At 63.0% G+C, this 20,840-nt stretch carries 16 protein-coding genes, 1 tRNA gene and 1 rRNA gene; 7 read left to right on the top strand and 11 right to left on the bottom strand.

Features of this window, described 5'->3' with window-relative positions:
• The first annotated feature begins 3 nt into the window (after window positions 1-3).
• The 3 genes from ACVDHI_RS16305 to ACVDHI_RS16295 all read left to right on the top strand — a co-directional run bounded on the left by ACVDHI_RS16305 (window position 4) and on the right by ACVDHI_RS16295 (window position 3,747).
• A complete protein-coding gene (locus ACVDHI_RS16305; protein ID WP_447212285.1) occupies window positions 4-1,581 on the top strand; it encodes an ABC transporter ATP-binding protein in 1,578 nt (525 codons plus the stop codon).
• Window positions 1,582-1,660: 79 nt separating this feature from the next.
• Window positions 1,661-2,779, top strand: a complete 1,119-nt coding sequence (locus tag ACVDHI_RS16300) for an ABC transporter permease (protein ID WP_447212284.1) — start codon at window positions 1,661-1,663, stop codon at window positions 2,777-2,779.
• A 2-nt stretch (window positions 2,780-2,781) separates the two neighbouring features.
• Window positions 2,782-3,747, top strand: a complete 966-nt coding sequence (locus ACVDHI_RS16295; RefSeq protein WP_010672471.1) for an ABC transporter permease — start codon at window positions 2,782-2,784, stop codon at window positions 3,745-3,747.
• A gap of 63 nt (window positions 3,748-3,810) precedes the next feature.
• On the opposite strand, the gene ACVDHI_RS16290 is transcribed toward ACVDHI_RS16295, so the two are convergent.
• On the bottom strand, window positions 3,811-4,716 hold the full coding sequence (locus ACVDHI_RS16290) for a LysR substrate-binding domain-containing protein (protein WP_039039541.1): 906 nt from the start codon (window positions 4,714-4,716) through the stop codon (window positions 3,811-3,813).
• Window positions 4,717-4,834: 118 nt separating this feature from the next.
• Here ACVDHI_RS16290 and ACVDHI_RS16285 point away from each other — a divergent pair, with 118 nt between their 5' ends.
• The 3 genes from ACVDHI_RS16285 to ACVDHI_RS16275 all read left to right on the top strand — a co-directional run bounded on the left by ACVDHI_RS16285 (window position 4,835) and on the right by ACVDHI_RS16275 (window position 7,429).
• Window positions 4,835-5,962 carry an S-(hydroxymethyl)glutathione dehydrogenase/class III alcohol dehydrogenase gene (locus ACVDHI_RS16285; protein ID WP_041212135.1) on the top strand — a complete coding sequence of 376 codons (1,128 nt, stop codon included), beginning with the start codon at window positions 4,835-4,837 and terminating at the stop codon, window positions 5,960-5,962.
• Between the two features lie 48 nt (window positions 5,963-6,010).
• A complete protein-coding gene (gene fghA, locus ACVDHI_RS16280) occupies window positions 6,011-6,859 on the top strand; it encodes an S-formylglutathione hydrolase (protein ID WP_447212283.1) in 849 nt (282 codons plus the stop codon).
• A gap of 63 nt (window positions 6,860-6,922) precedes the next feature.
• Window positions 6,923-7,429, top strand: a complete 507-nt coding sequence (locus ACVDHI_RS16275; RefSeq protein ID WP_128273218.1) for a DinB family protein — start codon at window positions 6,923-6,925, stop codon at window positions 7,427-7,429.
• A 72-nt stretch (window positions 7,430-7,501) separates the two neighbouring features.
• On the opposite strand, the gene ACVDHI_RS16270 is transcribed toward ACVDHI_RS16275, so the two are convergent.
• Entirely contained in the window at window positions 7,502-8,224 is a 723-nt protein-coding gene (locus ACVDHI_RS16270; RefSeq protein WP_151027800.1) for a GIN domain-containing protein, read from the bottom strand.
• A 298-nt stretch (window positions 8,225-8,522) separates the two neighbouring features.
• Here ACVDHI_RS16270 and ovoA point away from each other — a divergent pair, with 298 nt between their 5' ends.
• Window positions 8,523-10,670: a 5-histidylcysteine sulfoxide synthase gene (gene ovoA, locus ACVDHI_RS16265; protein WP_447212282.1), complete on the top strand. Its 2,148-nt coding sequence runs from the start codon at window positions 8,523-8,525 to the stop codon at window positions 10,668-10,670.
• Window positions 10,671-10,727: 57 nt separating this feature from the next.
• Here the strand turns inward: ovoA and ACVDHI_RS16260 are convergent, their stop codons facing one another.
• The 9 genes from ACVDHI_RS16260 to ACVDHI_RS16220 form a co-directional block, all read right to left on the bottom strand.
• Window positions 10,728-11,699: a bile acid:sodium symporter family protein gene (locus ACVDHI_RS16260; protein WP_447212281.1), complete on the bottom strand. Its 972-nt coding sequence runs from the start codon at window positions 11,697-11,699 to the stop codon at window positions 10,728-10,730.
• A 273-nt stretch (window positions 11,700-11,972) separates the two neighbouring features.
• Window positions 11,973-13,418 (bottom strand): amino acid permease, encoded by a 1,446-nt coding sequence (locus ACVDHI_RS16255; RefSeq protein ID WP_447212280.1) that lies wholly within the window; start codon window positions 13,416-13,418, stop codon window positions 11,973-11,975.
• A gap of 166 nt (window positions 13,419-13,584) precedes the next feature.
• Window positions 13,585-13,923, bottom strand: a complete 339-nt coding sequence (locus tag ACVDHI_RS16250; RefSeq protein WP_026080427.1) for a tRNA-binding protein — start codon at window positions 13,921-13,923, stop codon at window positions 13,585-13,587.
• Between the two features lie 62 nt (window positions 13,924-13,985).
• Window positions 13,986-15,431 (bottom strand): amino acid permease, encoded by a 1,446-nt coding sequence (locus ACVDHI_RS16245; RefSeq protein ID WP_447212279.1) that lies wholly within the window; start codon window positions 15,429-15,431, stop codon window positions 13,986-13,988.
• A gap of 102 nt (window positions 15,432-15,533) precedes the next feature.
• Window positions 15,534-15,989 carry a beta-galactosidase subunit beta gene (locus tag ACVDHI_RS16240; RefSeq protein ID WP_319893560.1) on the bottom strand — a complete coding sequence of 152 codons (456 nt, stop codon included), beginning with the start codon at window positions 15,987-15,989 and terminating at the stop codon, window positions 15,534-15,536.
• Window positions 15,986-19,060 carry a beta-galactosidase subunit alpha gene (ebgA, locus tag ACVDHI_RS16235; protein ID WP_447212278.1) on the bottom strand — a complete coding sequence of 1,025 codons (3,075 nt, stop codon included), beginning with the start codon at window positions 19,058-19,060 and terminating at the stop codon, window positions 15,986-15,988. Before ebgA ends, ACVDHI_RS16240 begins: the two co-directional genes overlap by 4 nt.
• A gap of 321 nt (window positions 19,061-19,381) precedes the next feature.
• Window positions 19,382-20,347: a transcriptional regulator EbgR gene (gene ebgR / locus ACVDHI_RS16230; protein WP_048209174.1), complete on the bottom strand. Its 966-nt coding sequence runs from the start codon at window positions 20,345-20,347 to the stop codon at window positions 19,382-19,384.
• 164 nt (window positions 20,348-20,511) lie between these two features.
• Window positions 20,512-20,626 (bottom strand): 5S ribosomal RNA (gene rrf / locus ACVDHI_RS16225).
• Between the two features lie 22 nt (window positions 20,627-20,648).
• A tRNA-Thr gene (locus ACVDHI_RS16220) sits at window positions 20,649-20,724 on the bottom strand.
• Window positions 20,725-20,840: the final 116 nt, after the last annotated feature.

The raw sequence follows: 20,840 nt of genomic DNA, 5'->3' as shown, positions 1-20,840 counted from the left end.
ATCATGGACCAGACAGATCGCTATGCCATCGAATTAAGGGGTATCGATAAGCGGTTCGGCGACGTGTACGCCAACAAGCAGATCGACCTTCAGGTTCGTAAAGGCAGCATTCACGGCATCGTCGGCGAAAATGGCGCCGGCAAGTCGACCCTGATGAGCATCATTTACGGTTTCTACCACGCCGACAGAGGCGAGATGCTGATCGACGGGAATCCGTTCAAACCCCATGGCTCCCAAGATGCGATTGCCGCCGGGGTGGGCATGGTGCACCAGCACTTCATGCTGGTGAACAACTTTACCGTATTGGAAAACGTCATCCTCGGCGCCGAGAACGGCTGGCGCCTGGGCAAGAGCCTGGCGGCCGCCGAGAAGCTGCTGGGCGAGCTGGCACGGGACTATGGTCTTGAGGTGCCGCTGCACGAGAAGGTCGAGGATCTGCCGGTGGGCCTGCAACAGCGGGTCGAGATCCTCAAGGCGCTCTATCGCGGTGCCCGCATCCTGATCCTCGACGAGCCCACCGGGGTGCTGACCCCGCAAGAGGCGGATCACCTGTTCGAGGTGCTGAAAAAGCTGCGGGATCAGGGGGCGACCGTCATCCTCATCACCCACAAGCTGCGGGAGATCCTGGCCATCACGGATCAGGTCTCCATCATGCGCCGGGGTGAAATGGTGGCCCATGTCGCCACCAAAGACACCGACAAGGAGCAGCTCGCCGAGCTGATGGTGGGCCGCAAGGTGCGCCTCAAGGTCGACAAGGGCACCGCCCAGCCGGGCGAGGCCAAGCTCAAGGTCGAGGGCCTCTCTTACGTCGATGACGCAGGGGTGGAACGGGTCAAATCCGTCAGCTTCGAGGTGCGGGCGGGGGAAGTGGTCGGCATCGCCGGGGTCTCCGGCAACGGCCAGTCCGAGCTGCTCAGCCTGCTTGGCGGCATCCTCAAGCCCAGCAAGGGCGGCTTCACCATCGCCGGGGCGCAGCGCCACGAGGTGAGCCAGAGCCACCCGGCCGATCCGGAGCAGGTGCGCAACTTCGGCCTGGGCCACATCCCGGAAGACAGGCACAAGATGGGGCTCATCAACCGCTTCGAGGCGAAAGAGGCCTTCATCCTCGGTTATCACCGCCGTGCCCAGTACAACAAGGGCTGGCTGCAGGACAAGGAGGCGATCCGCCAGGATTGCCAGGCCAAGATGGACAAGTGGGACGTGCGCCCGCCGAGCCCGGAGCACAAGACCGCCAACTTCTCCGGCGGCAACCAGCAGAAGCTGGTGATCGCCCGGGAAGTGGAGCAGGACCCGGATGTGCTGCTGGTCGGCCAGCCGACCCGGGGCGTCGACATCGGCGCCATCGAGTACATCCACCAGCAGATCATCGCCATGCGCGACAAGGGCAAGGCGGTGCTGCTGGTGTCGGTGGAGCTGGACGAGATCATGAGCCTCTCCGACCGCATTCTGGTCATCGCCGATGGCCGCATCGTCGGCGAGCTGGACGGCGCCAGGGCGGATGAACGCACCATCGGCCTGATGATGGCGAACATAGTTCCTGACGACGTGGCGGCAAGCCAATCACAAGGAGCCACATCATGAAGGTCACAACCACTTGTAACGGATTCGGCCTGATGATGGTCAACACACCAGTCCCCGACGATATCAAGGAGGCCCATTCATGAGCCAAGCACGTGTTCCTGCCTGGATATCCGTGGGCGTGCTGCCCGCAGTCAATATCCTGCTGGCCTTCCTGGTGTCGGCCATCCTGTTCTATTACCTCGACATCAGCCCCATCGAGGCAGCCGAAATCATGTGGTACGGCGCCTTCGGCACCGGCGAGGGGATAGGCTTCACCCTCTACTACGCCACCGGTTTCATCTTCACCGGTCTGGCGGTGGCGGTGGCCTTCCACGCCGGCCTGTTCAACATCGGCGGTGAGGGGCAGGCCTATATCGGCGGCCTCGGGGTCGGTCTGGTCTGTCTGCTGCTCGGGGACGTGCTGCCGTTCGCCCTGCTGCTGCCGCTCGCCATCATCGCCGGCGGCCTGTTCGGCGCGGCCTGGGCCTTCATCCCGGCCTGGCTGCAAGCCAAGCGGGGCAGCCACATCGTCATCACCACCATCATGTTCAACTTCATCGCCGCCTCCCTGATGGCCTACCTCTTGGTCGACGTCTTCAAGCCGCCAGGATCCATGGCCACCGAGAGCAAGGTGTTCGCCGTGGCGAGCTGGCTGCCGAAGATGAGCGAGCTGCTGGCGGCGGTCGGCGTGACGGTGCCGAACAGCCCGCTCAATATCAGCTTCTTCTGGGCGCTGATCTGTGCGGCCCTGGTGTGGGTCTTCATCTGGCATACCCGCTGGGGCTACGAGATCCGCTCGGTCGGCGCCAGCCAGAGTGCCTCCGCCTACGCGGGCATCTCCTACCCCAAGGTGGTGATCCTGGCCATGGTGATCTCCGGCATGCTGGCGGGCTTCTTCTCCCTCAACGTGCTGCAGGGTGAGCTGCACCAGATCAAGCTCAACTTCGTGGAAGGCTTCGGCTTCACCGGCATCGCGGTGGCCCTGATGGGTCGCAACCACCCGGTCGGCGTCATCATCGCCAGCCTGCTGTTCGGCTTCCTCTACCAGGGCGGCGCCGAGCTCAGCTTCGAGTTCGGGGTGGACCGCAACATCGTCGTGGTGCTGCAGGGTCTGGTGATCCTGTTCTGCGGCGCCCTGGAGCACATGCTGCGCCCGCGCATCGAGCAGGCCTATCTGGCCTTTGCCAACCGTTCAGCCGCGCAAGTGAAAGGAGCCTGATCATGTTCGAAATGCTGATCCTGATGCTGGACGCCACCATACGTACCGCGCCTCCGCTCATCCTGGCGGCCATGGCCGGGATGTTTTGTGAACGCTCCGGGGTGGTCAACATCGCCCTGGAGGGCAAGCTGCTGGCCTCCGCCTTCGCCAGTGCGGCGGCCGCCGCCGTCACCGGTTCCGCCTGGATTGGGCTGGGGGTCGGGGTGGGGATCTCCATCCTGTTCGCCCTGCTGCACGGCTTCGCCACCATCACCCACCGGGGTGATCAGGTGGTGAGCGGCATGGCCATCAACATCCTGGCGGCCGGTCTCACCGTGACCCTGGGGCGCTACTGGTTCGATCAGGGGGGCCAGACCCCGGCGCTCTCCGGCGCGGCGCGCTTCGCCCCCATCGACCTGCCCTATGCCAAGGAGCTCTATGACGTGCCCGTCATCGGCCAGCTCTACAGCGAGCTCTTGAGCGGTCACTCCCTGCTGGAGTACGTGGCCTTCGCCGCCGTGCCCCTGGCCTGGTGGGTGCTGTTCCGCACCCGCTTCGGCCTGCGGCTGCGGGCGGTGGGCGAAGCCCCGGCCGCGGTCGACACCGCAGGCATCTCCGTGGTGCGCATGCGCTACACCGCCCTCATCATCGGCGGCCTGCTGGCGGGGATAGGGGGCACCTATCTGGCGGTGGCCCAGACTGCCCAGTTCATCCCCAACATGAGCGCGGGCAAGGGCTTCATGGCGCTGGCGGCCCTGGTGTTCGGCAAATGGCGCCCCTGGAACGCCATGGCGGCCTGTCTGCTGTTCGGCTTCCTCGACGCGGTCGCCATCCGGCTGCAAGGGGTCAGCATCGGCGATTTCCCGATCCCGGTGCAGGCCATCGAGGCGCTGCCCTACATCCTGACGGTCTTCCTGCTGGCCGGTTTCATCGGCAAGGCGGTGGCCCCCAAGGCCCTCGGCACCCCCTACGTCAAGGAGCGGGAATAGCCCCGCCCTTCATGCCATGCAAAAGGCCCGCACATGCGGGCCTTTTCTTTTTCGGGCGACGGCTCAACCAATGGGCCGTACCAGGGCAGGTTGGTGGGGATCGCTGAGGCGCTCGGCCAGATAGTCCACCAGCAACCGCACCTTGGGGGAGAGGTGGCGGTTGTGGGGATAGAGGGCCCAGATCCCCTCCTCGGGGGCCCGCAGCTCCGGCAGCAGCTCGATGAGCTCCCCCCGGGCCAGGTGGTCGCTCACGTAGTAGTCCGGCAGCTGGATGATGCCGATCCCCTTGATGGCCGCATCCAGCAGGGCGTGGCCGCTGTTGCACTGAAGCAGACCGCGTACCCGCACGCTGTGGGGTTTACCGTTCAGGGTAAAGTGCCACTCGTCCCCGTTGCCCACCAGGCAGGTGTGACGGGCCAGCTCCGAGAGACTGTTGGGCATGCCGTGGCGGGCGGTGTAGGCGGGGGAGGCGCACACATAGGGTACCCGCTGCGCCAGCTTGCGGGCCACCAGGGTCGAATCCTTGAGGTGGCCGAGGCGGATCGCCAGATCGAACCCCTCGTGCACCAGATCCAGCAACTGGTTGGTGAGGTTGAGGGTCACCTCCAGCTGGGGGAAGCGCACCATGAAGTCGTTCACCAGGGGGGCGATGCGGCTCTCGCCGTAGGAGACCGGGGCCGTGATGCGCAAGGAGCCCTGGGGCACCGCCTGATGGCGTCCCACCGCCAGCTCCGCCTCGTAGAGGTTATCCAGCAACTGGCGGCAGTGGCGAAAATAGATCTCCCCGAGTTCGGTGAGTCGCACCTGGCGGGTGGTGCGCAGCAGCAGCTTGGCCTGCAGCCTGTCTTCGAGCTGCGCCACCTGGCGGCTCACCTGGGCCACCGACACCCCGAGCTTGCGCGCGGCCGGGGTAAAGCCCCCCTGCTCCGCCACGCTGACAAATTCACAGACCCCTTCCCAGCCGAACATTATTACCTGTGTGTAAAAGTGATTTGATACTTAGCGTCATTATCACCAAATCGACGGGAAACTACACTGAATGTCCGAACTCATTTCCGTTCATCCATCCATCACGAGGACGTCATTCATGGCACAGGTTCAGAGCATCAAGTGTAAAGCCGCCATCGCCTGGGGACCGGGTCAGCCCCTCTCCATCGAAGAGGTCGAGGTCATGCCGCCCCAGGCCGGCGAGGTGCGGGTGCGGATCGTCGCCACCGGCGTCTGCCACACCGATGCCTTCACCCTCTCCGGTGAAGATCCGGAAGGGGTCTTCCCCTGCATTCTGGGCCATGAAGGGGGCGGTATCGTCGAGTCCGTCGGCGAGGGCGTCACCAGCGTCAAGGTCGGCGATCACGTGATCCCGCTCTACACCCCCGAGTGCGGCGAGTGCAAGTTCTGCAAATCCGGCAAGACCAACCTGTGCCAGAAGATCCGCGCCACCCAGGGCAAGGGGCTGATGCCGGACGGCACCACCCGCTTCTCCAAGGACGGCCAGCCCATCTACCACTACATGGGCACCTCCACCTTCAGCGAATACACGGTACTGCCCGAAATCTCCATCGCCAAGGTGGATCCGGCCGCCCCGCTGGAAGAGGTCTGCCTGCTCGGCTGCGGCGTCACCACCGGCATCGGCGCCGTGATGAACACCGCCAAGGTGAAAGAGGGTGAGAGCGTCGCCATCTTCGGGCTGGGGGGGATCGGCCTCTCCGCCATCATAGGCGCGCGCCTGGCCAAGGCCGGCCGCATCATCGCCATCGACATCAACGAGAGCAAATTCGAGCTGGCCCGCAAGCTGGGCGCCACCGACTGCATCAACCCGAACGACTTCGACAAGCCCATCCAGGAGGTGATCGTCGAGATGACCGACGGCGGCGTCGACTTCTCCTTCGAGTGCATCGGCAACGTCAAGGTGATGCGCGCGGCGCTGGAGTGCTGCCACAAGGGCTGGGGCGAATCCGTCATCATCGGCGTGGCCGGTGCGGGCCAGGAGATCAGCACCCGTCCGTTCCAGCTGGTCACCGGCCGGGTGTGGCGCGGCAGCGCCTTCGGGGGCGTGCGCGGTCGCAGCGAGCTGCCGAGCTACGTACAGCGCTACATGCAGGGTGAGTTCAAGCTGGACGACTTCATCACCCACACCATGCCCCTCGAGCAGATCAACGAGGCGTTCGATCTGATGCACGAAGGCAAGAGCATCCGCACCGTCATCCACTACTGATCCCATGAGCGCCCCGCCCATCGCATGGGCGGGGCAAGGAGTCCTTACATGAATCTGGACATCATCAGCAGCAACAAGAGCTTCGGCGGCTGGCACAAGCAGTATCGCCACCGCTCCAATGTGCTGGGGTGCGAGATGCGCTTCGCCATCTACCTGCCGCCCCAGGCCCTCACCGGCCAGAAAGTGCCGGTGCTCTACTGGCTCTCCGGTCTCACCTGCACCGACGAGAACTTCATGCAAAAAGCCGGGGCCCAGCGCATCGCCGCCGAGCTCGGCATCGCTCTGGTAGCGCCGGACACCAGCCCCCGCGGTGAAGGGGTGGCGGACGATCCCGGCTATGACCTCGGCATGGGGGCGGGTTTCTACGTCAACGCCACCCAGACCCCCTGGCGGGATCACTACCAGATGTATGACTACGTCACCCGGGAGCTGCCCGAGCTCATCGAGACCCACTTCCCGGTCTCGACGAAGCGCGCCATCAGCGGCCACTCCATGGGGGGCCATGGCGCCCTCATCGCCGCCCTGCGCGAGCCGGGTCGCTACCGCTCGGTGTCGGCCTTCAGCCCCATCAGCCACCCGAGCCGCAGCCCCTGGGGCCAAAAGGCCCTCGGCGCCTACCTCGGCAACAACCCCCTGCTGTGGCAGGAGTGGGATGCCTGCCAACTGCTGCGCCACCACGACAGCCCGCCCCTGCCGACCCTGGTGGACGTGGGGCTGGACGACCCCTTCCTGGCGGAGCAGCTCGGCATCGACACCCTGGCCGAAGTGGCCGCCACCCGGGCGTGGCCCCTGACGCTCAACCGCCATGCCGGCTACGACCACAGCTATTACTTCGTGGCGAGCTTCATCGAGGCGCACCTGCGCTTTCACGCCAACCACCTGGGCGAACCGGCCTGAGGCTGACCCGCTCGTGGCCGCCCCGTCAGCGGACGGCCATTCACCCGGAAACAGGAGACAAGGATGCCTCTCTTCACCACATTGCTGGCCATGCCTGATCAGTTCGAGCGGCTGCTGGCACAGGTCCCCACCGACCGTCTGGACTGGGAACCCGCCAACTGGGCCGGGATCCCCTCCGAGCGTTTCAGTGCCAGGGGGCACCTCTGCCACCTGCTGGACATCGAAGTGCTGGGCTATCAGGTGCGGTTTCGTCGCACCCTGGCGGAAAGCCTGCCGGAGCTCGCCTCCCTCGATGGCTATCAGCTGGCGCTGGACCATGATTACCCCCGGCAGGATACCGCCACGCAGCTCGACCGCTTTCGCACCGCCCGCCTGCAGACCGTCGAATGGCTGAAGACGGTACCGTCCGACGCCTGGCAGCGCCGCGCCCGCTATGGCGGCTATGGGGAGGTGACCCTGGACGGTCTGGTGCGCCTGCTCGTCAGCCATGACCACCAGCACCTCGCCGGCATGCAGTGGCTGCTGATGCGCCTGAACGCCGATCTGGGCCTCTCACTCCCCCTCGAGTGAGGTGTCGTCCCACGATGTCGCATCCTGCAAAAAAGGCCCCGAGGGGCCTTTTTCATTGTTGCGGTGATGGGATCAGCTCCCCAACCGGCTCACCTGACCCGAGCCCGCGATCTCGCTGGTCAGCGCTGGGCTGCCCCAGTAGTTGACCGCACCGGCACCGGCGATCTCTATCTTGAGCCGCGACCGGGCCCGCACCTCGACCTCGCCACTGCCGGCGATGCTCACCTCGACCTCCTCGCTGGCGAGCCCGGCCCCCTTGACGCCACCGGCGCCGGCGATGTTCAGCGCCATCACCCGGGCGGAGCCCTGCCCCAGATCCAGGTTGCCCAGCCCGGCGATGTTGCCCTCCAGCCGATCCAGCGTCAGCCCGCTGGCGACGATGTCCCCCGTGCCCGCCAGGGAGAGCACCAGATCATCCCCCTTGAAGTCGCGCAAGGCGCCGTTGCCAACCCCCGCCAGTGCCAACTCGTGCAGCGTCGGCAAGGTGATGGTGATCTCCAGCGGCTGGGTGGGGTCGAGCCGGTAGCCATCCTTGACCTCGATCTCCAGCTTCTCCCCCTTCTCGGTGAGCACCAGATAGGGCAGCAGGTTGGCCTCCCCCTTGACCCTGAGGGTGTGGCTCTCTCCCGCCACCAGGTACAGGTTGGCGGGCACGCCCGCCAGCACCCGGGTCACCTCATGCCCAAGGGGATGCTGCTGCTCCACCACAGCCCCCTCCCCGCGCACCTTGACGTCATCCTGCCAGCTGCATCCGGTCAGCCCCAGGGCCAGCACCACTCCCAGCATCCATTTCATCCCGCTACTCCTCGTTTCCTCTTTGCCGCACGGCGCGGCAGGTGAGTGGCAATGAGCAAACCCTGTGCCATATGGCTAACATCATGATTTATCTATCCATTTCAATATTTCGAGGCTCGAAGGGCCCACAGCAAAGAGTCATTCAGACCACAATCTGGTCAATCTGACCACACCCGAAGGGGAGTGTTGACCCATTTTTTTGGTTGCCGCCCCGGTTCGTTGAGCCAATAGTGATACCTGGTGCGTATAGAGCACTCCATCGCTGCTTCACCCGCCAGAATCAACAAGGAGTCAGAGCGTGACCCAAGCCAGCCACTCATTCGTCCATCCGGGCCTGCCTGCCCCCACCCGCACCCCGCTGCTGACCGGCGACGATCCTGACCACAAGCGCCGCGAGCTCCTCGCCTACTTCTGCCAGACCTTCGATCTCTACGACTCGCTGTTCGACTGCCTGGCCGACGAGCGGGCCTGGTTCAACAAGGCGATCCCCCTGCGCCACCCGCTCATCTTCTACTACGGCCATACCGCCGCCTTCTTCGTCAACAAGCTGCTGGCGGCCCGTCTCATCGAGAGTCGGCTCGACGCACGCATCGAGGCCCTGGTCGCCATCGGGGTGGACGAGATGAGCTGGGACGATCTGGACGAAACCCACTACGACTGGCCCTCCGTCAGCGAGCTGCGTGACTACCGCGGCCGCGTGCGGGATCTGGTGTGTGATTTCATCGAGCGGATGCCGATCGAGCTGCCCATCCATTGGCAGAGCCCGGCCTGGGTCATCCTGATGGGCATAGAGCACGAGCGCATCCACCTCGAGACCTCCAGCGTGCTGATCCGCCAGCTGCCCCTGGCCTGGGTGCGCAGCCAGCCCCAGTGGCCGGTCTGCCCCGAGGCGCGCCACGATCTCGCCGCCGTCCCCGTCAACACCCTGCTGCCGGTGGCCGGCGGCCAGGTGCGACTCGGCAAGCAGGATGCCACCTACGGCTGGGACAACGAATACGGCGAGCGCCACATCGAGCTGGCCCCCTTCCAGGCCAGCCGCATGCTGGTGAGCAACGCCGAATACCTGGCCTTCGTGCAGGCGGGCGGATATGAAGCGCCCGCCTGGTGGGACGACGAGGGCCGGGGCTGGCGCCAGTATGCCAACGCCCGCATGCCCACCTTCTGGGTCGGCGATCCCAATGAACCCGAGCAGTTGCAACTGCGGCTGATGACCGAGCAGGTCCCCATGCCCTGGGACTGGCCGGTGGAGGTGAACCAGCTGGAGGCCGCCGCCTTCTGCCGCTGGAAGGCGGATCAGACCGGCCTGCCCGTCCAGTTGCCAAGCGAGGGGGAGTGGATGCTGCTGCGGGAGCAACTGGCCGGCGATCAGCCGGACTGGATGGAGGCCCCCGGCAACATCAACCTGGCCCGCTTCGCCTCCTCCTGCCCGGTGGATGCCTGCCCCCAGGGCAGCTTCTTCGATCTGGTGGGCAACGTCTGGCAGTGGACCAGCACCGCCATCGACGGCTTCGAGGGGTTCAAGGTGCACCCCCTCTACGACGACTTCTCCACCCCCACCTTCGACGGCAAGCACACCCTCATCAAGGGCGGGAGCTGGATCAGCACCGGCAACGAGGCGCTCAAGTCCTCCCGCTACGCCTTCCGTCGCCACTTCTTCCAGCACGCGGGCTTCCGCTACCTGGTCTCACGCCATCAGGAGCCCGTCATCGTGAATCCTTATGAAACCGACACGCTCGTCGCTCAGTACCTCGACTTCCAGTACGGCCCGAGCCACTTCGGGGTCGCCAACTACGCCGAGGCTCTGGCCGGTCTTGCCAGCGAGCTCTGCGGCCGCCATGAGCGGGCGCTGGATATCGGCTGCGCCACCGGCCGCGCCAGCTTCGAACTGGCTCGCCGCTTCGCCCACGTGGACGGGGTGGACTACTCGGCCCGCTTCATCGACGTGGCCCTGACCCTGGCAAGACAGGACAGCTTCCGCTATGCGGTGCCGGTGGAAGGGGATCTGGTGGAATATTGCGAGGCGCGCCTCTCCCGCCACGAGCTTGGTCGCGAGCAGAGCGAGCGGGTCCACTTCAGCCAGGGGGATGCCTGCAACCTCAAGCCCAGGTACGGCGACTACGATCTGGTGCTCGCCTCCAACCTCATCGACCGACTGCGGGAGCCCGCCCGCTTCCTGCGGGACATTGCTCCGCGCCTGCGCAGCGGCGGCCTGCTGGTGCTCACCAGCCCCTACACCTGGCTGACCGACTACACCCCCAAGGCCAACTGGCTCGGCGGCATCCGGGAAAACGGCGAGGCCCTCGGCACCTATCAGGCGCTGCAACGGCTGCTGGCGGAGGAGTTCGAGGAGCACATGCCCCCGAGGGACGTCCCCTTCGTCATCCGCGAGACCGCCCGCAAGTACCAGCACACGGTGGCTCAGCTCACCGTCTGGCGCAAACGCTGACGACGCGGCAAACGAAAGAGGGAGGCCCATGGCCTCCCTCTTCTTTATCCGGACCGCTTACCCCTCCTGAACCTGGGGCACCGCCTCCTGCTCGCGGTAGCGGCGGGCCAGCACGGCGCACACCATCAGCTGGATCTGGTGGAAGATCATCAGGGGCAGCACCATGACACCGACGCTGGCGGCGGGGAACATGACGTTGGCCATGGGCACCCCGTTGGCCAGGCTCTTCTTGGAGCCGCAGAAGACGATGGTGATCTCGTCCGCCCTGTTGAAGCCGAGGCGACGGCTGATCCAGACGTTCCACCCCAGCACCAGTGCCAGCAGCACGCAGCTCAGCAGCACGATACTGGCCAAATCATACCAGCCGACCTGGTGCCAGATCCCCTGCACCACCGCCTCGCTGAAGGCCACATAGACCACCAGCAGGATGGAGCTCTGGTCCAGCTTGCCGATGAGCGGCCGGTGGCTGTCGACCCAGCCACCGATGAGAGGGCGCGACAGGTGGCCCACCACGAAGGGCAGCATCAGCTGCACCATGATGGCCTGAATGGAGTGCCAGGTATCGACCCCCTCCCCCTGCACATTGATCATCAGCCCCACCAGCACCGGCGAGAGGAAGATGCCGAGGATGCTGGAGGCCGAGGCGCTGCACACCGCCGCCGACACATTGCCCCCCGCCATGGAGGTGAAGGCGATGGCCGACTGCACGGTGGCGGGTAGGGCGCACAGGTAAAGGAAACCGAGGTAGATGGCCGGGCTCAGCCACTGGGGCACCAGCGGCGTGAGCAGCAGCCCCAGCAGCGGGAAGAGCAGGAAGGTGCTGGCCATCACCACCAGGTGCAGCCGCCAGTGGCCCAGGCCCGCCAGCAGGTTCTGGCGCGACAGCTTGGCACCATGCATGAAGAACAAGAGCGCCACCGCCAGCTTGGTCAGCAGACCAAACCAGACGGCAACCTGCCCCTCGCAGGGGAAGAAGGAGGCCAGCGCGACCACCACAATCAGCACAGAGGTAAAAGGATCCAGACGCACGGGGAGTCTCCAGAGAAAGCGCGTCCCACACGGGATGGGGACGACAGGGCACGGGGAAGGCGTCATCAGGCGGCGACCCCGGATACGAAGGGACAAGCTTACCCCGAACACCCTGTGGTGCAAAGTTGAGCGGCAGCTTCATTTGTTTCATTTTGTTAAACGATAACGCGCATTCTCACAGCAAAACTAAACGATTTTGCCCCTCCGGCCCCGGATCCGGCCAATAAAAAACGGGCGACCCTGGTCGCCCGTCTCCTGTTTGCCACATGCCGGTCAGCGCTGGCTGGCCAGGGTGTCGCTGCCCGCTTTCTTCTCGTTGCCACCGAGCTTGCGGGCTTGGCGCTTCTCGAAGCGGGAGATCCACCAGTAGGCCAGCGCCGAGAAGACCGCGGTCATGAAGACGTTGATGAAGAAGGCGCGCACCAGATCCACCCCGGCCGGGAAGGCGGAGGCACTCATGCTCACCACGAAGATGGCGATCAGCACCGACACCACCGCCATCCCGAAGGTGCGCGACCCCATGCGGAACTCGCGGGGGGTGTCGTCATGTTTCCAGCGGAACACGAAGTAGGCCACCATGATGAAGATCGGCGGCAGCATGGCGGTGCCGGCGGTGAGGTTGATGGCGGTGTTCATCATCTGCTGCACCGATTCCGAGCCGAAACCGTTGACCACCAGCATCACGAACACGAAGACAAACTGCCACCAGGCGGCGCGCACCGGCACGCCGTGCTCGTTGAGCTGGGTGGTCTTCTCGCCGTAAACCCCCTGCGGGATCTCGGAGAAGTGGATCTTCACCGGCGCCGAGGTCCACATCATCATGGAGCCGAACATGGCGATGAACAGCACCACGCCGACGAAGCGGCCCACCATCGCCTCGGAAAGCCCGAAATACTGCGCCATGCCGGTGAAGATCTCCACCATGCCGCCAGCATAGGTGAGGCTCTCGCGCGGCACGAACACGTTCACCAAAAGGGAACCGACCGCATACATGGCGCCGATGACGATGCCGGCACTGATGATCACCTTGATGAAGGACTTCTGGCCCCCCTTCACGTCATTGAGGTAGGCCGCCGCCGTCTCGGCACCGCCCGCCGCCTGGAAGATCCAGCACATGATGCCGAGGGTCGCCCAGTTGACGGTGGGAGTCATCGCCTCCAGCGTGATGGGCTGGGCCGGCACATGATCCCCACTCAGAGCCATCAGGGCGCCCAGCACATAGATGGCGAACAGGGCGAATACCCCGTAGGCCACGATCTCGGCAATCTTGCCAAGCCAGCTCGCCCCCTTGGTGGAGATGTGGGTCGCCGCCGCAAACAGCACGATGGAGATGACCGAGGTGACCATGGGCGAGAAGCTGTACTCATAGCCCAGCATGGCGTAGGAGGCGTAGGCGATGACGTTGGGCAGCAGGGAGACGAACCAGAACAGGTTCACGAACCAGTAGAGAAACGAGCCCAGATAGGCCATCCGGGTGCCGAGCGGTTTTTTCAGCCAGTCGTACATCCCCGACTCGGAGTTTTTGTTGGCCGAGACGAACTCGGCAATGATGAAAACGAACGGGATGAAGTAGACGAGGGTCGCCAGCAGGAAGATGGGGGCGGAACTGAGCCCCAGCTCGATGTTGTTGTTGACGATGTTGCGCACGTTGAACACGGCGGCAAAGGTCATCGACAACAGGGCAAACTTGCCTATGGTGCCGCGTACGGATTCAGACATGGTGTCCTCCAGTGGACTCGCGCTCCCTGCGGGGAGCGCTGTGACTCTGTGATGTGTTTGGCAAGGGTCTGTCGACCCTGCCCTTTACTCTCTTGTTATGAGCGGGCCGCGTGGACGGCCTCGTTGGTGAACCGGTGCAATCACCCGCACCGGCTCGCAATACCATTCAGACGATCGGAGTGCCCGGCGCCATCGGCACCCGCGGCTGCAGCAGCACGCTCTGGCTCTCGTCCGGGGTCTCGGCGCAGAGCAACATGCACTCGGAGCGCTCGCCGCGCATCCTGGTGGGCTTGAGGTTGGTCAGTACCACCACCTCGCTGCCCATCAGCTCCTCTTCGCTGTAGTAAGGCACCAGACTGGTGACGGTCTGCAGCGGCCGCTCGCCACCCACGTCGATCTGGACGATGTAGAGTTTGTCGGCACCGGGGTGACGCACCACCTCCAGCACCTTGCCCACCTTCATCTCGACCCGCTTGAATTCGGCAAACTCGATCGTCTCGCTCATGCTCTTTTCCTTTTCTGGTTCAACGGTTTGCGGGTGGCCAACGGCCACCCGGTTTGATGGGGTCATGACGGCTGGATGACGACCTGCGCCGCTGGCTCGGCCTCTTTGGCACGAGCTTCGGTACTGAGGGAGGCCTCGTATCTGTTGTATTTCCACCAGGCGAAGCCGAGGAAGATCACGATCCCGCCGACGTTGTAGAAGACGATGGTCATGATGTCGGCGCCGGTCGGGAAGGTGGAGGCGAGGAAGCCCACCGAGAAAATGGCGATCAGCACCGAGACCACGGCGATGCCGGTGGTACGCGAACCCATCTTGAACTCCCGCGGCAGGTGGTCGAGCTTCAGCCGCAGATTGAGGTAGGCCAGCATGATGAACAGCGGCGGCAGCATGGAGGCGGCAGCAGTCATGTTGATGACGGTGTTCATCAGATCCTGCGCGGTGTTGGAGCCCAGAGTCGGGATCACCATCAGCGGCAGCACGATGAGGTACTGGATCCAGGCTGCACGGGCGGGCACGCCATTCTCGTTCAGCTCGACCGTCTTCTTGCCGAAGATGCCGGCCGGGATCTCGGAGAAGAAGATCTTCACCGGGGTCGCCGTCCACATCAGCAGGGAGCCGAACATGGCGGTGAAGGAGACCAGACCCACGAAGCGGTTCATCAGGATCTCCGGCAGGCCGAAGTAGGCTGCCAGCCCCTCGAACACCTGCACCGAGCCGCCGGTGTATTTCAGGGTGTCGCTGTGGACGAACACGTTGATCAACAGCGATGCAATGGAGTAGAGCACGCCGATAAAGATCCCGGCGACAATGATCACCTTCACGAAGGACTTGGAGCCCCCCTTCACGTCATTGACGTAGACCGCCACCGACTCGGCGCCACCGGCTGCCATAAAGATCCAGGTGGTGATGCCGAGGAAGGCCCAGCTGAAATCGGGGACCATGGCCTCTACCGTGATGGGGTCAGCCGGTTGCACGCCGCCCACCAGTGCCGCACCCGCCAGCAGAATGTAGGAGAGGGTCAGCAGCAGCATCAGGGACGAGGTCACCGAGGTGATGGGGCCGAGCATCTTGGCGCCGTTGGTGGAGACATAGGTGGCAAAGGCAAACAGCACCATGCTCAATGCCGTGGTCGCCACCGGGGTGAGAATGTACTCGTAGCCGAGGAAGGCATAGGAGGCGTAGGCGATGACCCGCGGCAGCAGCGAGGTGAAGAAGAAGAGGTTCACGAACCAGTATGTGTAGGCGGAGATGAAGGCCCAGCGACCGCCGAGGGAGCTCTTCACCCAGGCATAGACGCCCGCTTCGGAGTTCTTATTCAGTGACACGAACTCCGCAATGATCAGGCAAAACGGAATGAAGTAGAAAATGGTGGCCAGAAAGAACATCGGGGCCGAGGCCAGACCGATCTCGATGTTGTTGTTGATGACGTTGTTGAAGCTGAATACCGCCGCGAAGGTGAGCGACAGCAGACCAAACTTGCCTATCGTATTGCGTTTGGAATCAGACATGGTGCATCTCCAGACCTGTAGTTATCTAGCGAAAGAGCGGGGCATGGGTTGTAGGGTGAGCCCCACCCTTCCGGCTTTTATCAGTGCAGAACCGGCGGCTTGTTATTTGTTCTTGAAGTAGCCGCCTTCGACGGTGACCTTGATGATCACCTTGCGCACCAGCCCGTCGCCGACGAAACGGTAAGCCTCGTCGTTCTCGAAGATCACCACCTGCCCGTTGCCCACCTGCTGGCGCTCACGCACCTCACCGGCCAGCCACTCGCGGTCTGTGGTGTCGTCATAAGCCTGCTCGACCGCCAGCTCCGATTTGGGGGCCCACTCCACCGTCTCTGCCCCTTCCAGGTAGTAGTGAACGTCGAAGTAACGGCGCTGCCCCTCGAACAGGGAGGTGGCCGGGCTGGCCCCCTCCTGCAAGCGATAGGTGAGGGAGTCACCGATGGAGTGGCAAATGCCGGGCTTGAGGTTCGGCAGGTTGTTGATGGCCTCCACGCAGCGGCCCCACTTCTTGCCCTCCCGGTAGATGTTTTTGAACAGGGTCAGGTTGTCCAGGGTGATCATGCGAGGTTCCTCCCGCCGTTGATGGTGAGATCTAGCCCGGCCAGCACAGCCGGATTGAGGTTGCCACGGGCGATGGGCAGCAGGGTCAGGCCGAAGCTGAATGGCTCGAAGCGCACCCGCCAGGAGTCCAGCACCTCGGAGCCCCAGGAGTTGGATCCAAGCCCCAGTACCTTGTGATCCAGATTGAGGGTGAGATAACCGCTCGGTTCCAGCTCGTTGATGTGCTGCGCCGCGTGGATATGCTCCCAGCTGTAGGGCCAGACGCTCAGATTGATGGGGGCATCGGGTCGCACGTAGAGACCGGCGCCGTGGCGGTTGGTCAGGGTCGCCCAGCGCACCTGCTGGCGGTTGCCGTTGTCCTGCGGGAAGGGATAGTGCTCCCACATCTCGCTGACTGTGCTCTGGAAGCTGTCGATCCAGTTGCTCTGGCGGCTGTCCTGATAGTTTTCGCCCGGCCCCATGCCGTAGTAGTGCACCCGGTCGAGATCCTGACGAATGCCCAGCTCGAAGCCGATCTTGGGGATGATGTCGTCATAACCGCCGTAGGGCTGACCGGACAGTGCCACGTGCAGCTGACCGTTCGGGCTCAGGGTGTAGACGTAGCGGCAGCGCATGCCGAAGTCGAACACCGGCGGCGCGATCAGACTCTCCACCGTCACCTCGACCGCCTCGCCCAGCTGACGCCAGCTTAAGGTGCGGAAGTGCTCCTGCATGATCTGCAGGTGGTTCGGGTGCCACAGGCTCTCGTACTCCTGCTTGTGGTTGTCGATCATCGGCTTGAAGAAGGTGAGGCGCGGGGCTCGCTCGATAAGCTCATTACCATCCTGCTGCCAGCTCACCAGCTTGCCGTCGAGGCGTGAGAAGCGCAGGGCGAAGCCGCTGCCGCTCAAGGTCAGCGCGAGGCGCTCGTCGGCAATCTGCAATGCTGTGGCATTGGGATTGGCAAAGGGCTGCAGCTGACGAGTCGACTCCTTCAGCTGGAACTGGTACTGACCCAGTTCGTGCTCCGCCGCGCTGTAGCAGGTAGCTGTGGCCTTGATGACCCGCAGCTGGACGAAGGTTTCCCGCCCATCGAGGGATGGCAGTTCGAGTTGCAACTCGGTGGTGGCACCGGGAGCAATCCCTTCCAACCGGATTTGCTGGCTGGCCAGCAGTTCGCCTTCGGCCTTCACCTCGACCAGCAGGCGGATGTCGTCGAGAGTGGAGAACCAGTAGCGGTTTTCCACTTCCAGCTTGCCGCTCGCCAGATCCAGCGCGCGCACCTTGACCGGGCAGATCACCTGCTTGTATTCGCGCAGGCCCGGCCCCGGGGTCTGATCCGGGTAGATGAGGCCATCCATGCAGAAGTTGTAGTTGTTGGGGTAGTCGCCGTAGTCGCCGCCGTACTTGTAGACCGGGCGGCCCTGCTCGTCCTGATCCAGAATGCCGTGATCGCACCACTCCCAGATGTAGTGGCCCTGAATGTGGGGATGACGGTCGAACACCTGCTGGTATTCGCTCAGACCACCCGGGCCGTTGCCCATGGCGTGGGCGTATTCGCAGAGGATACGCGGCTTCGCCATCGGGAACTCGCCGAAGCAGTTCATCTGGGAGACGCGGGAATACATGGTACTCACCACATCCACCACCTCGGCGTCGCGATCCTCTTCGTAATGCACCAGCCGTGTCGGGTCGATCGCCTTGCAGCGCTGGTACATGGCTCTGATGTTGCAGCCGTAGCCGGACTCGTTGCCGAGCGACCAGATGATGATGGAGGGGTGGTTCTTCTGGGCGTGCACGTGGCGCTCTATGCGATCCACAAACACCGGCTCCCAGAAGGGGTCGTCGGTGATGCGGCTGAGATCGCCGACGTTGGCAAAACCGTGGGTCTCCACGTCGGTCTCCGCCATCACGAACAGACCGTACTGGTCGCACAGCTCGTAGAAACGCGGGTCGTTCGGGTAGTGGGCGGTGCGCACCGAGTTGAGGTTGTGCTGCTTCATCAGCACGATATCGCGCTCCACCCGATCCATGCCGACCGCGCGGCTCTTGAGGTGGTCGTTGTCGTGGCGGTTCACCCCGTGCAGCTTGAGGTAGTGGCCGTTGACATGGAAGCGGCCATCCTTGACGGTGATTTCACGCACCCCGACCCGCTGCGGGATCACCTCCAGCAACTCCCCTCGATCGTCATAGAGGGAGAGTTGCAGCTGATAGAGGTAAGGGTCTTCGGCGCTCCACAGATGGGGGTTGGCCAGATCCAGCGTGAAGCGGCAATCACACTTGCCATCGATGGCGAGATGGTCGAGCGAGCCGCTGGCGATCTCGCTGCCCTGATCCAGCAGGGACCAGACCAGACGGTGATCACGGGCTGGCGCTCCCAGATTCTCCAGCTGGATATCGCAGCTCAGGGTGGCGCTCTGGCTGTCATCAGCCAGCGCGGTCTGGATGAAGAAGTCCTGCACATGGACCGCCGGTTTGCCCACCAGGTAGACGTCGCGGAAAATCCCCGCCATCCACCACATGTCCTGATCTTCGATATAGGTGGAGTCAGCCCACTGCATCACCCGCACTGACAGCAGGTTCTCGCCAATGTTGGCGTAGGCACTGATATCGAACTCGGCGGTGAGACGGCTGCCCTTGCTGAAGCCGACGTAGTGGCCGTTCACATAGACCTCGAAGTAGGTCTCCACCCCGTCAAACTTGATGATCACCTGCTCGCCGTCCCAGGCAGGGCTCAGCGTGAAGCTGCGCTGATAGGCGCCGGTGGGGTTGTTGGTCGGCACAAAGGGCACATCGATGGGGAAGGGATAACCTTCGTCGGTGTACTGCAAGTTGCCATGTCCTTCCATCTGCCACATGTTGGGCACGGTGATCTGGCCCCACTCGCTCATGGGGCTGTGATAGAAGGCCTCCGGCACCTGCAGGGGGTGGTCGAAGTAGTGGAACTGCCACTGGCCGCTCAGGCTCAGAAAACGGCGGCTCAGCTCGCGCTGCATGGTGGCCGCCAGCCCGTGGTCGGCATAAGAGAAGAAGTAGGCGCGCGGAGCCAGCCTGTTTTCACCAACGAATTGGACGTTTTCCCAGTTATTCACATGTCCTCCCGGAACAAGGCAACGTTAACTGGGTAAACTCTAGACAAACATTTACTAAATATCAGTTCTAGATAGGTAAAGTTTTAACCTGATCACAATGAACAGATGGTTTTGTGAGCGAGATCAGAAGCGGGAGATAAAGGAGAGCAAGATATGAATGAGTGGCATGGATGTTGATAGCAGTAGGCTGAACTGTAATTAAATCAATTATAAAACAATATGATATGAGTTTGCTGGAAGAGATGGGAAAGAGATTTGCTTGGGAGATGTGTTGCGCCACCGCAAGATGGCGCGACTAAAAAGCAGAATATTTTACTAAAATCAGCGAGTAGTGCCGCGCAGAGTCAATTTGCTCGGTACCAGCACCCGCAGCGGGATATCCCGCTCGTCACGCAGCCGTTCAACCAGCAGGTTGACCCCCTGGGAGCCCATCAACTCGGAGTGGATCCGCACCGTGGAGAGCGGCGGGAAGGTGAACTTGGCGGTCGGAATATCGTTGACGCTGATAAGCTCGATCTGCTGGGGAATCGCCAGTCCCTTCTCGTGGATGGCACGCAGCACGCCGATGGCGATGGAGTCGGAGGCCACGAACAGCGCCTTGGGCCAATCCCCGGCCAGCATCTCCTTCGCCAACTGGTAGCCGGAAGCACTGGAGAAGTCTCCGCGATAGAGGTCGCTCTCCTGTACCACGCCAAGCCGCTGGCCATAATCGCGAAAGGCGAGTTCCCGCAGATCCGGGCCATCATCCTGGCCACCGATATAGCCGATGCGCTGATGGCCCTCGGCGATGAAGAAGTCCACTACCTGCTGGCTGATGAGTGCCAGATCCACGTCAATCGAGTCAAAATCGCCCTGAGAGCGGCAATCCACGAACACCAGCTGGGCAGACAGGCCGCGCAGCACGGCCAGCCGTTCTTCCGGCAGATGACCGATGACCAGGATGCCATCGACGGCAGAGAGCTCACGCCCCTCGGCACCGTTGTAGCAGTGGGCCAGCTCGATGTTGAGGCGGGTACACTGGGTCTCGATACCGTAGCGGATGGCCAGATAGTAGGGATCGTTGACCTCGGTGCTCTGGGGATAGGCGTAGACAGCCAGGAGCTGCAGCTTGCTCTTGTGCACTCCTTTGCGGGCGCTGCTGGTCTTGTACTCCAGCCGCTCGGCAATCTCGAAGATCTTCTGCCTGGTCTCGTCCTTGACGCTCAGGCTGGGATCCTCGTTCAGCACACGGGATACGGTAGCAAGCGATACCCCCGCCTCCTGTGCAATTTCCTTCAACGTAGCCATCAATACCTCGCAGGCAGCATCACGTGTTCATCGGGCAACGGCTAAAGAGTAACGAGCAATCCCTTGATAGCCCAGCATTTTTACTGAAATAGAAGCAGGGAATTGAAGCGAGGGGACAGAAATGCAAAAAGGCCTCCCGCATGGGAGGCCTCTTCTGAATAGGTGCCTGACAGTGTCCTACTCTCGCATGGCGAATGCCACACTACCATCGGCGCTACCGCGTTTCACTTCTGAGTTCGGCATGGGATCAGGTGGTTCCACGGCGCTATTGCCGTCAGGCAAAAGCTGTACTGCTTGAAAATGGTGCTGATACCCAGAATCGAACTGGGGACCTCATCCTTACCAAGGATGCGCTCTACCGACTGAGCCATATCAGCACACTAACCGGTAAAGACCACGCTCAATGCGTAATCTAAAATTGGGTGCCTGGCAGTGTCCTACTCTCGCATGGCGAATGCCACACTACCATCGGCGCTACAGCGTTTCACTTCTG

The organism is Aeromonas sp. 25-248 (assembly GCF_053005425.1).
The sequence above is the reverse complement of the archived record's forward strand: the minus strand, read 5'-3'. Positions and strand labels throughout refer to the sequence as shown.

Excerpts from the sequence above, each read along its gene's own strand:
- ACVDHI_RS16275 (WP_128273218.1), top strand. The coding sequence starts at position 6,923 with ATGCCTCTCTTCACCACATTGCTGGCCATGCCTGATCAGTTCGAGCGG.
- fghA (WP_447212283.1), top strand. The coding sequence starts at position 6,011 with ATGAATCTGGACATCATCAGCAGCAACAAGAGCTTCGGCGGCTGGCAC.
- ACVDHI_RS16240 (WP_319893560.1), bottom strand. The coding sequence starts at position 15,989 with ATGATCACCCTGGACAACCTGACCCTGTTCAAAAACATCTACCGGGAG.
- ACVDHI_RS16270 (WP_151027800.1), bottom strand. The coding sequence starts at position 8,224 with ATGAAATGGATGCTGGGAGTGGTGCTGGCCCTGGGGCTGACCGGATGC.
- ACVDHI_RS16290 (WP_039039541.1), bottom strand. The coding sequence starts at position 4,716 with ATGTTCGGCTGGGAAGGGGTCTGTGAATTTGTCAGCGTGGCGGAGCAG.
- ACVDHI_RS16300 (WP_447212284.1), top strand. The coding sequence starts at position 1,661 with ATGAGCCAAGCACGTGTTCCTGCCTGGATATCCGTGGGCGTGCTGCCC.
- ACVDHI_RS16295 (WP_010672471.1), top strand. The coding sequence starts at position 2,782 with ATGTTCGAAATGCTGATCCTGATGCTGGACGCCACCATACGTACCGCG.
- ACVDHI_RS16255 (WP_447212280.1), bottom strand. The coding sequence starts at position 13,418 with ATGTCTGAATCCGTACGCGGCACCATAGGCAAGTTTGCCCTGTTGTCG.
- ACVDHI_RS16250 (WP_026080427.1), bottom strand. The coding sequence starts at position 13,923 with ATGAGCGAGACGATCGAGTTTGCCGAATTCAAGCGGGTCGAGATGAAG.
- ACVDHI_RS16305 (WP_447212285.1), top strand. The coding sequence starts at position 4 with ATGGACCAGACAGATCGCTATGCCATCGAATTAAGGGGTATCGATAAG.
- ACVDHI_RS16245 (WP_447212279.1), bottom strand. The coding sequence starts at position 15,431 with ATGTCTGATTCCAAACGCAATACGATAGGCAAGTTTGGTCTGCTGTCG.
- ebgR (WP_048209174.1), bottom strand. The coding sequence starts at position 20,347 with ATGGCTACGTTGAAGGAAATTGCACAGGAGGCGGGGGTATCGCTTGCT.
- ACVDHI_RS16285 (WP_041212135.1), top strand. The coding sequence starts at position 4,835 with ATGGCACAGGTTCAGAGCATCAAGTGTAAAGCCGCCATCGCCTGGGGA.